The 12,025-nt window shown below is 63.1% G+C and carries 10 protein-coding genes; 4 read left to right on the plus strand and 6 right to left on the minus strand.

The window, feature by feature from the left end:
- Positions 1-160: 160 nt before the first annotated feature.
- Positions 161-1,915 (plus strand): thiamine pyrophosphate-dependent enzyme, encoded by a 1,755-nt coding sequence (locus V9L17_RS18295; protein ID WP_337352409.1) that lies wholly within the window; start codon positions 161-163, stop codon positions 1,913-1,915.
- A 70-nt stretch (positions 1,916-1,985) separates the two neighbouring features.
- Here the strand turns inward: V9L17_RS18295 and V9L17_RS18300 are convergent, their stop codons facing one another.
- Positions 1,986-3,500, minus strand: coding sequence for an MFS transporter (locus tag V9L17_RS18300; protein WP_337352410.1), 1,515 nt, complete (start codon positions 3,498-3,500; stop codon positions 1,986-1,988).
- 85 nt (positions 3,501-3,585) lie between these two features.
- Here V9L17_RS18300 and V9L17_RS18305 point away from each other — a divergent pair, with 85 nt between their 5' ends.
- Positions 3,586-3,969 (plus strand): MarR family winged helix-turn-helix transcriptional regulator, encoded by a 384-nt coding sequence (locus V9L17_RS18305; RefSeq protein ID WP_337348725.1) that lies wholly within the window; start codon positions 3,586-3,588, stop codon positions 3,967-3,969.
- Between the two features lie 176 nt (positions 3,970-4,145).
- Here the strand turns inward: V9L17_RS18305 and V9L17_RS18310 are convergent, their stop codons facing one another.
- From V9L17_RS18310 to V9L17_RS18330, 5 genes are read right to left on the minus strand one after another with little or no spacing between them, the layout of a single operon-like run.
- A complete protein-coding gene (locus V9L17_RS18310) occupies positions 4,146-5,222 on the minus strand; it encodes a LacI family DNA-binding transcriptional regulator (protein ID WP_337352411.1) in 1,077 nt (358 codons plus the stop codon).
- A gap of 29 nt (positions 5,223-5,251) precedes the next feature.
- The gene (locus V9L17_RS18315; protein ID WP_337348728.1) at positions 5,252-6,157 is read right to left on the minus strand and encodes a carbohydrate ABC transporter permease; all 906 of its coding nucleotides are present in this window, start codon (positions 6,155-6,157) and stop codon (positions 5,252-5,254) included.
- Positions 6,154-7,035 carry a carbohydrate ABC transporter permease gene (locus V9L17_RS18320; protein WP_337348729.1) on the minus strand — a complete coding sequence of 294 codons (882 nt, stop codon included), beginning with the start codon at positions 7,033-7,035 and terminating at the stop codon, positions 6,154-6,156. The genes V9L17_RS18315 and V9L17_RS18320 overlap by 4 nt, the downstream gene beginning before the upstream one ends.
- A 43-nt stretch (positions 7,036-7,078) precedes the next feature.
- Complete coding sequence (locus V9L17_RS18325; RefSeq protein WP_337352412.1) at positions 7,079-8,410, minus strand: ABC transporter substrate-binding protein; 1,332 nt, start codon at positions 8,408-8,410, stop codon at positions 7,079-7,081.
- 39 nt (positions 8,411-8,449) lie between these two features.
- Positions 8,450-9,886: a glycoside hydrolase gene (locus tag V9L17_RS18330; RefSeq protein ID WP_337352413.1), complete on the minus strand. Its 1,437-nt coding sequence runs from the start codon at positions 9,884-9,886 to the stop codon at positions 8,450-8,452.
- 183 nt (positions 9,887-10,069) lie between these two features.
- Between V9L17_RS18330 and V9L17_RS18335 the strand changes: the two genes are divergently transcribed.
- Together V9L17_RS18335 and V9L17_RS18340 are read left to right on the plus strand one after the other, a co-directional pair.
- A complete protein-coding gene (locus V9L17_RS18335) occupies positions 10,070-11,065 on the plus strand; it encodes an NADP-dependent oxidoreductase (protein WP_337352414.1) in 996 nt (331 codons plus the stop codon).
- Between the two features lie 71 nt (positions 11,066-11,136).
- Positions 11,137-12,003, plus strand: a complete 867-nt coding sequence (locus V9L17_RS18340; RefSeq protein ID WP_337352415.1) for an alpha/beta fold hydrolase — start codon at positions 11,137-11,139, stop codon at positions 12,001-12,003.
- Positions 12,004-12,025 lie beyond the last annotated feature (22 nt).

Below are 12,025 nucleotides of genomic sequence, written 5' to 3' on the forward strand. Positions count from 1 at the left end.
GCCTGCCGCAACCGCATCCGCGAAATCGCCGAAACCCGCGACGGCTTCACCGGCACCGCCCCCGTCATCGCCAACCCGACACCCATCAGATAAGCCCCGTTTTACCTACGACGAACGCCTCCCTTAACAAACAACCAGTCCGAACAGCCAAAGAAAGCCCATGACAACGGAAACCGAAGCAACCCTGACCGCATCCCACACCCAGCCTGCCGCCGTCGTAATTTCCAGTGACGGCCCCCGGCAGGCGGGCCATTCGGCCGAGCCCCGAGGCGAGGCCAACCCCGCGCTGAAATCGGCCGGGCACGTGATTGTTGATTCGCTGGTGGCCCACGGTGTGGAACGCACCTACGTGGTACCCGGCGAGAGCTTCCTGGATGTTTTGGACGGCCTGCACAACTCGGAGATTGAGACCATCGTGTGCCGGCACGAGGGCGGCGCCGCCTACATGGCCGAAGCGGACGGGAAAATGCACCAGCGCCCGGGCATAGCTATGGTGACCCGGGGGCCCGGCGCGGCCAACGCGCATGTGGGTCTGCACACCGCGTGGCAGGATTCCACTCCCATGCTGTTGTTCGTCGGCCTGATCCCCTTCGCGCACCGGGACCGGGAAGCGTTCCAGGAGTTCGACATCAAAGCCTGGTTCGATACCGGCGCGAAGCGCGTGATGGTCCTTGACCATGCGGAGCGGGCATCCGAGATCGTGGCCGAGGCGATGTTTGCGGCGATGAGCGGGCGGCCCGGCCCGGTAGTGGTGGGCTTGCCGGAGGACATCATTCGGCAGCAGATTGAGCCGGCGTTGCACCCCGCCATCCCCGTGGCGGCCGGCGGCATGAGCAGCACCGACGCCGCTGCCCTCAAAGCTGCGCTGGCAGAGTCACGCAAGCCGCTGTTTGTCACCGGCGGCAACGACTGGACGCAAGAGGCGGCGGACCAGCTGACCGGATGGCTCGAGCGGCACAACATTCCGGCTGCAGCCGAATGGCGGACGCAGGGAACAGTCTCCTTCGATTCCCCCTCCTATGTGGGCCCGATCGGCTACGGCCGGCCCCGCCCCACTTACGACCTGCTTGAGGAAACGGACTTGCTCGTCTTTGTGGGGACGGTACCGGGCGATGTGATTACGGACGGGTTCCTCTGCCGGCAGGACTGGAACAAGAAAAACTTCCTGGTCACTGTGGACCCGTCGCTCCGTGGCCGGTCAGGGCCCGTTTCGCGGCAAATCCTGGCCAAGCCCGAGGCCTTTGTCCGCGACCTTGTGGGCATAGACCTGCCGGAGAACGAAGAGTGGAAGGCGTGGGCGGAGCGGATGCGCGGCGAGCAGGAGCGGTTTGCCGCGCTTCCTGCGGCGACGCCGACGGCGGGGCAGGCGAGGATGGACACCCTGATGGCGAACCTCGTGCCGAGGCTGCCGGAAGACTCGATGGTGACCTTCGGTGCGGGGGAGCACACCAACTGGGCCCACCGCTACTTCCCCACGCGCCGCTACGCCTCCATGATCAGCGCCCGTAACGGCTCCATGGGCTACTCGGTCCCCTCAGCCATCGCGGCGTCGTTGGCCGAGCCCCAACGGCGTGTTGTCACGATCGCCGGGGACGGGGAGTTCCTCATGAACGGCCAGGAGCTGGCCACCGCGGCACAGTACGGTGCCACGCCGCTGGTAATCGTCATGGACAACCAGGAATACGGCACCATCCGCACCCACCAGGAGCGGCACTATCCCGCACGCGTGTCCGGAACCCAGCTGAAGAACCCGGACTTTGGCCTGATGGCCCGCGCCTTCGGCGGTTTCGGGGTCACTGTTACCGAAGACTGTGACGTTCCGGCGGCACTGGACGCCGCCTTGGCGGCAATTGATGAGGACGGCGTCTTTGCCCTCATCCACCTCATTGTTGAACAGCGCGTCAAGGCTTACTGAGCGCAGCCTGAGCCAACAGCGGACGACGGCGGGACATCCCGCCGTCGTCCGCTGTTCTTTTGCCCCGCGCCTACCGCTGGACTAGCTCGACATCATTGCGCACGACGCCTTCGGGTTCCCCTCCCGGCTGCCTCGGTCCGCGCGATAACCTGGGCGTTGCGGCAATCAGGAGGGCAGCCACAGCCACGGCGGCGCTCAGGATCAGGCCCGGCCGGTACTGTTCCAGCATCGCGGCCGCATCAACGGCGGCACCTGCGTTACCGTGACCACTCACCATTGCCGTCGTAACGGCCAGCACCAGTGCGGCACCAACCTGGGTGCTGGTTTGGATCAGGCCCGCGGCCAGGCCTTGCTCGGCATCCCGGATGCCTGTGGTGGCCTGGACGTTGATGGACGGGAAGGCGAGGGCGAAACCGACGCCCAGCAGCACGACGGACGGCAGGATGTCGGTCACGTAATTCGGCGAGGTGCCCACACGAAGGAACAGCACGTATCCGAGCGTCAACGCTGCCAGTCCGGTCAGGATCAGCCGCGGGGCGCCGAATCTCTCGATGAGCCGGTCCGCGAAGGGTGCGCTCGAGGCAACCAGCAGGCCCGCCGGGAGCAACGCCAGGGCCATGCCAAGAGGGCTCCATCCCAGTACGGACTGCAGGTACAGCGTCAGGATGAACTGGAAACTCAGGTAGGAACCGAATAGCCCCACGGCACTGAGGTTGGCCCGGGCAACCCAGCCTTCCTTAAGGATGCTGAACCGGATCAGGGGGTGCCTGACGCGGTTTTCGATCACGGCGAACGCTGCCAGCACCGCCGCGGAGACTGCGAATCCGGCGATAGTTGCCACAGATCCCCAGCCGTTTTCCGGTGCCGCTACCAGCGTGTAGACCAGGCCCAGCATGCCGGCCGCGAGCGTGATGGCGCCCCAGACGTCATGCCCGCTCTGTTGCTCTCCATCTGCCGCCTGGCCTGCGGTTCTGTCCCGCGGTATGTACTTCAGGCCAAGGATCACGACGGCGACTGCCACCGGAACGGAGACCAGGAAGGTCCAGCGCCAGCTCAGGGAGGTCATGAGGCCTCCCACAACAAGGCCGAGGGAGAATCCGCTGGCGCCGAACGTGGTGAAGATGGACAGGGCGCGGTTGCGTTCGCGCCCCTCGGCGAAGTTGGTGGTGATGATCGAGAAGGCGGCGGGGGCAGTGAATGCTGCGGCCAGGCCCTTGATGAAGCGGGTGGCGATCAGCAGGGCAGGGTCATCCACCAGCCCGCCAAGCAGGGATGCTGCGGCGAAGACGCTGAGGGCAATCAGGAAGATGCGCCGGCGGCCGAGCAGGTCCGCCATCCGTCCGCCCAGCAGGAGCAGGCTCCCGTAGCCGAGCACATAGGCGGAGACGATCCACTGGAGGGATTCGGTTCCGAGATGAAGTTCGGTGCCGATCGAGGGCAGGGCCACGCCGACCATGGAGACGTCGAGTGCGTCGAGTGCCAGGACGGTGCACAGGACCAGGAGGAGCATCCATTGTGCGCGGGTCCAGCGCACAGCTGTAAGCCGGTCTCCGGCTGATCTTTCAAGGGTGGAGGTTGAAGTCATGGCTACAACTTATATGACGCGTCATTGAATGACAAGGAATATTATGACGTGGACTTTTTGATTGGCTGTGAACTAGAATCGCTGCATGGCAAAACCGCAGGACCAACAGCTGGTTGAGCAATGGCGCAGCATCCAGACCACGTACTTCCACACCGCCGGGGCGCTGGAGCGTGCGTTGGAGGCGAAGTTCAGCATTGGCCTGACAGAGTTTGAAATCCTGGATCTCGTGGCCGAAAACACCGACGAGGCCTGCCGGATGAAGCAACTTGGTGAGCGCACGCCCATGACCCAGAGCGCCATGTCCAAGGTGGTGGACCGGCTCGATAAAGCCGGGCTCATTTCCCGCCACTCCTGCGAAGATGATCGGCGCTCACTGTTCCTGGAACTCACCGACGCCGGCCGGGCGCTCCACCGGGAGGCCGCCGTCGAACACCGCGCTCTGCTGAGGGAAAACCTGGCCAAGGACTAGGCGTCCGTCGCCGGTCGAAAAGAGACGAATTACCGCCGGTGCGCAAGCCGCAGATACTTCGCAATCAGCCGGGCTAGTAGGACAGTGGCGGCGGGTTCAGCGACATCTTAGCAGTCCTCACACACTCTATTTCCCTGCCCGACTTCGCTTCGCCGTCGTCATATCCCAGCGGCTGGCTACGCCGGGGCCAGCGCCCGCACCGAGTTTCGCTCCACGGTGGGGCAGTAGATCTTCTCCGGGCCGCTGGACTGTGGTTCGTCCAGGCCCAGCAGCATCCTGACTCCGGCGGCGCCCAGTTCGTAGTGGGGGAGGGACACGGTGGAGAGTGGAGGCCGCAGGTGGGCAGCGATCACTTCCTGGTTGTCGAATCCCACCACTGCTATGTCGTCGGGGATGGAGAGGCCTTGCTCGCGCAGCCCGTCGTACAGCCCCATCGCCATTCGGTCGTTGTAGCAGTACACGGCCGTGACGTCGCGTTTGAGGAGTGCCTCGGTTGCTCCGTACCCGCCTTCCTGGTCTGGGTAGGCCTCCATGACCAGGTTCTCGTCGAATGTGATGCCTTCAGCTTCCAGCGCTTCCCTGTAGCCCTGGAGCCTGCCGTCCTTCGCCGGGGCGGGGATGGTGGCGTTGATGAACGCGATCCGGCGGTGGCCGTGCTTCAGCAGGATCTCCGTGGCTGAGCGGCCGCCCTGCACTTCGTCCGGGACCACAGCCCGGGCGCCCGGTTCTTCGGCAAAGCAGTTGACCAGCACGAAGTCCGATTCACGGAGTGAGTCCGGAACGTCTGTGGGCCGGTGGAACCAGGTGGAGTAGAGGATGCCGCGGACCTTGTACTCGAGCATCATGGCGATCGCGTCGGTCTCAAGCTCGCGGTTGCCTTCGGTGTTGGCGATGAGGAGGGCGTAGCCATGTTTCCAGGCTTCGTCCTGGGCGCCGTGGATGATCTGGCCTGCGAACGGGGTGGTGGCGATCGCGTCGGCGACCAGTCCAATGAACCTGGAACTGCCGCTGACCAGGTTTTGGGCCATGGCGTTGGGCCGGTAGCCCAGGTCACGGATCGCGTCGCGTACCCGTTTGCGGGTTTCGTCGGAAATCCTGGCGGCCTTTTTCTTGTTCACAACAAGGGAAACAGTGGCTGTGGAGACGCCTGCGGCTTCGGCTACCTGGCGCAGGGTGACGGGCTGGGCACGGCGGGCCTGCTGTAAGGGGGCAGCCGCCGACGGCGTACCCGAAGTGTTCTCCTGCGAAATCATCTGCCCTCCGTCAGGAGTATATCGGCCTGTCATCCCTTGCTCGCCCCGCTTTCCAGGCCCTGGATCATTGCCTTGTTGAGGACGAGGAAGACCAGGAGCAGGGGTGTGATGGTGACGCAGACGGCGGCGAAAGTGGCCGTCCAGTCCGTTTTGCCCATCGCGCCGATATAGTTCTGCAGGCCCAGCGGGATGGTCTTCAGCTCCTCGGAGAGGACGAACGTGTTGGCGAAGATGAAGTCGTTCCAGATGAAGATGCTGTTGACCAGCACCACGGTCACCACAGTGTTGAGCGAAAGGGGCAGTGTGATCAGCCCGAAGATGCGGTACGGCCCGGCACCGTCCAGTGACGCAGCCTCATACGTTTCCCGGGGGATGTACTCAAAGAATGAAGAAAACAGATAGATCGACATCGGCAGGGCGAAGCCGGCCAGGGGGATGATCATCGAGGGGTAGGTATCGAGCAGGTTGATGCTGGAGTAGTCGATAAAGAGCGGTACGAGTGCGATCTGCACCGGCACGATGATGCCGATCAGGAACAGGCTGCGGACGATCTTGCTGAACCGGAAGCCGAGGACTTGCAGGGCATAGGCGGCCATCATGCCAAGCAGCACGATCAGGAGGTTGGCGCCCATCGTGACGATGAAACTGTTCAGGATGTTCATTCCGAGGTTGCCGGTCTCGAAGGCACGGGCGTAGTTCTCGAACGTGATCGCTTTGGGGAGGGCGAACGGGTCGCCGGTCGCGAAGTCGTGTTCGGTGCGCAGGCTGGTGATGAACAGCCAGGCCAGGGGGTAGACCTGCACGATGACGATGAGGGCGATGATCACCCTCGAGAGGGTGCCGTGGAGGCTGGGCGGCCGCCGTCTGCGAAGCGGCGGCCCGCTCTCTGATGGCGCTGCCACGGGCCGGGTAACTGGAGCTGCTGGCGCGGTCATGCGTCCGCCTTTCGTTTGAGCATGAAGAGGATGAGTCCGACGGCGACAAGGCACTCGATGACGATGAAGACGGCGATGGTACTTGCGTAGCCGAAGTCGGTACTGGTGAATGCCGTCTTGTACATGTATGTGGTCAGCAGCTCCGAGGACTGTCCGGGGCCGCCGTTGGTCATGAGGTACGGGATATCGAATCCGCGCAGGCCGTAGGTCGTCGCCATGATCGTCGTGGTGATCCAGACGGGCATGATGTGGGGGAAGCGGATCTTGGTGAAGAGCTGCCACCGGGAGGCGCCGTCCAGGCGGGCGGCTTCCTCAAGTTCCTGCGGGACGGACAGCAGGGCCGCATAGATGATGAGCATGTAGAGTCCGGTGAACCGCCAGCCCTCAGGGGCTGACACGGCAGCGAGCACGGTGTTGATGTCCGAGAGCCAGGGGCGTTCAAGGGCGCCGAGACCGATCCAGTTCAGGAGCTGGTTGAGAAGGCCCACCGGTTCGATCGAGTAGATCCGCACGAAGAGGAACGCGATGGCCACCGTGGAGATCACCGCCGGCAGGAGATAGAGCGTTTTGATCAGCTCGCGGCCGCGTCGCATCGACGTGAGGAGGCTAGCGACAAGCAGCGCGCCACCGAGCTGCAGGACGAGGCAGATGGCGAGATAACCGAGGGCGTTGAAGAACGAGCGCCAGAAGATGTCGTCTGCGGTGAGCATCCGGACGTAGTTTTCGAGCCCCACGAACTCCATATCGCTGATGCCGTTCCACGAAAAGAAGCTCAGGAACAGCGACTGCAGGATGGGGAACAGTACGGCCACGCCGTACAGCAGCAGGGGCGGGAGCAGGAAGACCAGGACTGAGAGTCGTGACCTGTTGGGAAGCATGGCTGGGCCTTTCGGGTGGGGGCCGAAGCCCCCACCGCTGTGATTACTTGAAGAACTTCGGGGCGTTCTGCGCGATGGTGCTGTCCATCGTGCTGGTGAACTGTTCGGGGGTGATGTTGCCCTGGACGAGGAGGACGAGCTCCTGCTGCAGCCTGCCGTTGGTGGTCGGGTCGAGCTGGGTGTCCCATGGCATGGCCTGCTTGTCCCCGAGGTCGTTGGCCATCTCCAGGGCCTTCTTGTACAGCGGGGTTGCGTTCGCCGGAACGGCGGTCTCAACGTTGGTGGTCGGCGAAAGCGCACCGGTGGCTGCGTACTCGGACGGGTACTTCGCCAGGGCGAACTTCAGGAAGTCGCTCACGAGCGGGTCGTACGTCTTGGCGTTGACCGCCATTCCAATGCCCGACGGCGAGACGAACTCGTTTGCCGCGGTGACGGATCCGTCGGTGGTTGGCAGGGTGAAGAAATCGATGTCATCGCGGACGGCAGGATTCAGCTTGTCAGTTGCCAGGCTTGGCAGCTCCCAGGTACCGATGTTGTACATCGCGGCCTGGCCTGAAGTGAACTGGTTCTGTGCATCGGAGTACCCCTGGGAGGAGAAGCCGTCCTGGAAGCACTTGGCCTTGCCAAGCGCAGCCAGCCATTCGACGGTCTTTTGGCCTGCCGGGTCGGTAAATTTGGCTTCGCCCTTCTTGAGCTTCTGGATGAACTCCGGCCCGGCTTCACGGAACGGCTGGTAGGCGACATACCTTTCCAGCGGCCACTGGTCCTGGCCGTCGATGGCGATGGGGGTGATGCCGGCTTCGCGCAGGGCCGTGCACATGGCGGGGATGTCATCGAGTGACTTCGGAGCAGACACGCCGGCCTTCTGCAGGAGTGCCTTGTTGTACCAAATGAATTCCAGCTCGAACTGGAACGGGATCATGTGCAGGGACCCGTCGTCGAAACGCTGGTAATCCAGCGCGCTGGGCCGGTAGTCGTCATAGACGTCCAGGGACTTGAGCAGCTTTTCGGCGTCGACCATTTTGCCTTGCTTCGCCAACTGCTGGGCGAAGGGAGTGGCGTCGGTGTCGAAGAGCTCGGGAAGCTTGTTCGCGGCGGCGAGGGTCTCGAGTTTCTGGATGTAGGAGGGCCGGTCCGGGGTAGTGATCAGGTTGAGCGCGAAGCCCGGGTGGTCCTTGGCGTAGTCCTCGGCGAGCTTCTTCATGATGTTGATGACGGCGCCGTCGGCTGGCCGGGAGAGCAACCACGAGATTTCCCGTGGCTTGACCTCTCCGGTGGGACTGACGTTGGAAGGGTCAGTGGTTCCTCCGCCGCCGCATCCTGCGAGGGCGATGGCAGCGGCAGCAGCCACGGCAGCCGTGAATAGCTTTTTCATAAAAATCTCCTTTGATTCGGGTGAAAGCAGTGCGGGTGTTTAGTTGTCTGTGCGCTTGCGTATGTGAAGGTCGGTAAGGGTGGCGGACCCTTCTCCGGTGAAGACGCCGATCCGTCCCGCCGGGAAGTCGTAGATCCTGGTGCTGAGGGCCACCTGACTGTCCAGGACGGCTACGCACAGGTCCCCCTCCACGATGAGTTCGAGGGTGTGTTCACCGGGAGCCAGGTCGCAGGCACGTTCGAGTTCGATCTCGAACGGAACGTCCCCGGAGACATGCCATTGCGAGTCGCCGGTGACTTTCCGGGGCCACCGGTCGAACACCATGCGGCCGCGCTTCGGTTCAAGGCGGAGAACGTAGGATTGGTCCCCGTCCTGGCTTGAGCGCAGCAACAGCCCGCATTCGGTGGTGCCGGGTTCGATGTCCAGTACCGCCGTGGCGTAGAACTGAGCGGGCAGTACTTCGTCGGTGATGGTGGCGGCATATCCGTCCGGCGCCTCCAGCCGTGCGGGCAGTTCCTTGTTTAGCGATACCGGGACGTCATCCCAGAAGCTGTCCACGAGTTCGTCGGCGAAGCCGAATCCCAGCGTTCCGTCGGTGTTTTGCCGGGCTTCCAGGACCGACATGGTGCCGGCCCACTGCCAGGGCCCGTCGTCGGAATTGTCTTCCTTGCTGGCGATCCAGCCGAAGAAGAAACGGCGTCCATCGCGCTCCGCGGTCTTGGATGCGTAGAACGCACGGCCGTCCACCGAGTCCAGGTTTGGTACTGTCCATGGACCGTCGGGGCTTTTGGCCATGCGGTAGCGGGTGGTGAATGATTCGGAGAACTCCGAGTAGACCATGTACCACCAGTCGCCCCACGCGAAGACGTCCGGGCATTCATGGGTGATGTAGCGCCGGGGGTCCCAGAACGGTTCAGTGTGCTGCCACGTCAGCAGGTCGTCGGAGACGCACTGGGCAATGACACCCCGACGGCGTTCGGGTCCCGCGGAGTGCCGGGCAGCCAAAAGCATCCGCCACTGGCCTGCGGCCTCGTCCCGGAAGACGAAGGGGTCCCGCCAGTCGCCGGACTCGTAGCCGTCCGGGGCACCGAAAGTCAGTTCCGGGTGCTTCACCCACGTCTGCATGCCATCGGTGCTCGTGGCTTGCATCACGAGCTGAAGAGGCGCGCCGTCCGGCCCAAGGTTGCGCGGATTCTGACCCGTGTAGAACAAACGGTGGATGCCGTCCGCGTCGACGACGACACTGCCCGTGTAGGCGTTGAAGTCCGGGTCCGTTTCGCTTCCGTGCGGGAGTGAGACGCCCTGGTCCTCAAACTGGGTGAGGTCTTTGGTGGTGACCAGGTTCCAGGAGGTTCCCGGCTTCGGGTCTGCGCGGACCTCGTGCAGGTAGAAGAGCCAGAACTCCCCGTCCTTCTCGAAGGGGATGAGGTCTCCCACCCAGCCGTCGGCGGGTTTGAAAAAAACTGAGCGATTCATCGGCTCTGATGTCCAATCTGCTAAAGCGTTTAATCACCATCAGCATAAGTGTGCTGGCTCACATGATCAAGCGTTTTAGCAAACTTTCTCCGGCGGCCTATAAATGATGGCTCTTGACAGGAAAGCTGAGTGTACTCATAATTGAGTGTATTCAGTTATCTAAGCCAGCAAGGAGCAGGAAGCATGAGAGCGTTCGTCGTCGAAAAGTACAAAGGCCCACTGCAGGAAGCGGATGTCCCGGAGCCCACCGTGGGGGAGCGGGACGTGCTGTTGAAGGTGCAGGCCGCGGGTCTCAATGTCCTTGATGAGAAGATCCGGGCGGGCGAGTTCAAGCTGATCCTGCCGTACCGGCTTCCTTTGATCGCCGGAAACGATGTTGCCGGAACCGTCATCCGTGTCGGTTCGAAAGTTCGCTCTTTCAAGGTTGGCGACGAGGTTTACGGACGTCCGGCCCAGGACCGCATCGGCACGTTCGCGGAGCGAATCGCCGTTGCGGAGGCCGATCTGGCTCTTAAGCCGGCATCGGTCAGCATGGAGGAGGCGGGCTCGCTTCCACTGGTCGCACTGACCGCGTGGCAGGCGCTCGTCGAGCGAGGCAACGTGAGGCCCGGCCAGAAGGTCCTCATCCACGCCGGCGCCGGGGGCGTCGGATCGATTGCCATCCAACTCGCCAAGCACCTCGGCGCAACCGTGGCAACCACAGCAAGTGCCTCGAATATCGATTTCGTGCGCGAGCTCGGCGCCGACACCGTCGTTGACTACCGCAGCCAAGACTTCGAACAGCTCCTGAGCGGCTACGACTTGGTGCTGGACAGTCTCGGCGGCAAAAACCTCGAAAAGTCCCTGCGCGTGCTCAAGCCCGGCGGCAAAGCCATCGGGATTGTTGGACCTCCAGACCCGGCTTTTGCCCGCGAAGCCGGCCTGAATCCAGTTATGCGCCTGGCCGTCAGGGGCCTGAGTGCAGGCATCCGACGCCAAGCCCGGAATCTGGGCGTCAGCTACGAATTCCTGTTCATGCGCGCCAGCGGCGACCAGTTGCGCCAGATCACAGCCCTCATCGACACTGGAGCGCTGCGCCCCATTGTTGGACGGGTTTTCCCCTTCGACCAGACCGTCCAGGCTGTCCACGGCCTGGAAAAGGGCGGCATTCGCGGCAAGGCCGTCATCAGCATCCCCTGAGCAGAAAACCGGGCAGCGGAACCATCCTCTGCTTCGCCAGATGAGCAACAACACAACATAGGAGAAGCATCATGATCAGGCACGACACCTTGAACGAACCCGTCATCACGTCCTACGCCAAAGCGCCGTCCCGCATCATCAGAGCCGGCGGCGTCAATTACGCCTACCGGGAGCTTGGGCCCAAGGGCGGCATCCCCGTCGTCTTCTTCGTCCACCTCGCGGCAACCCTGGATAACTGGGATCCACGCATCGTGGACGCCATTGCGAAGAACCACCATGTGGTCACCTTCGATAACCAGGGTGTGGGCGCCTCCTCGGGCCAGGTGCCCGACAGTATCGAGGCGATGGCGGATGATGCCTACAACTTCATCGAGGCGCTCGGATTTGGGAAAATCGACATCTTCTCCTTCTCACTCGGCGGCATGATTGCCCAGGCCCTGGTGCTCAAGCATCCGGACCTCGTGCGCAAGCTTGTCCTCACCGGCACCGGTCCTAAAGGCGGCAAGGACATGGACAAGGTAGTCGGGACCACCTACTACGACATCATCCGCGCCGCCCTTACCCGGTCCGACCCCAAGGAGTTCCTGTTCTTCAACCGCGACGCAGCGGGCAAGCGGGCCGCGAAGGAATTCCTGGCGCGACTGGAGGAGCGCACCGCCGACCGCGATCTCCCGATCAAAGTCAGGGCATTCCAGACTCAGCTGGAGGCCATCAAGAAGTGGGGGCGGGGGGCGCCGGCAGACCTTTCGAAGATCACCCATCCCACCCTGATCGCCAACGGGGACAATGACCGGATGGTGCCATCGGTCCTCTCCGAGGACCTGCACCGACGCATCAACGGCTCCGAATTGATCATCTACCCCGGTTCAGGCCATGGAGGTATCTTCCAGTTCCACGACAAGTTCGCCCCGGTAGCGGCAGAGTTCCTCGCCCGCTGATCTTTCGTTGCGACGAAGCCGT

Source organism: Pseudarthrobacter sp. CCNWLW207, from assembly GCF_037203945.1.
GTDB lineage: Bacteria > Actinomycetota > Actinomycetes > Actinomycetales > Micrococcaceae > Arthrobacter.

Bases quoted from the DNA above. Each gene is read 5' to 3' on its own strand.
- V9L17_RS18295 (WP_337352409.1), top strand. From the start codon at position 161: ATGACAACGGAAACCGAAGCAACCCTGACCGCATCCCACACCCAGCCT.
- V9L17_RS18300 (WP_337352410.1), bottom strand. From the start codon at position 3,500: ATGACTTCAACCTCCACCCTTGAAAGATCAGCCGGAGACCGGCTTACA.
- V9L17_RS18305 (WP_337348725.1), top strand. From the start codon at position 3,586: ATGGCAAAACCGCAGGACCAACAGCTGGTTGAGCAATGGCGCAGCATC.
- V9L17_RS18310 (WP_337352411.1), bottom strand. From the start codon at position 5,222: ATGATTTCGCAGGAGAACACTTCGGGTACGCCGTCGGCGGCTGCCCCC.
- V9L17_RS18315 (WP_337348728.1), bottom strand. From the start codon at position 6,157: ATGACCGCGCCAGCAGCTCCAGTTACCCGGCCCGTGGCAGCGCCATCA.
- V9L17_RS18320 (WP_337348729.1), bottom strand. From the start codon at position 7,035: ATGCTTCCCAACAGGTCACGACTCTCAGTCCTGGTCTTCCTGCTCCCG.
- V9L17_RS18325 (WP_337352412.1), bottom strand. From the start codon at position 8,410: ATGAAAAAGCTATTCACGGCTGCCGTGGCTGCTGCCGCTGCCATCGCC.
- V9L17_RS18330 (WP_337352413.1), bottom strand. From the start codon at position 9,886: ATGAATCGCTCAGTTTTTTTCAAACCCGCCGACGGCTGGGTGGGAGAC.
- V9L17_RS18335 (WP_337352414.1), top strand. From the start codon at position 10,070: ATGAGAGCGTTCGTCGTCGAAAAGTACAAAGGCCCACTGCAGGAAGCG.
- V9L17_RS18340 (WP_337352415.1), top strand. From the start codon at position 11,137: ATGATCAGGCACGACACCTTGAACGAACCCGTCATCACGTCCTACGCC.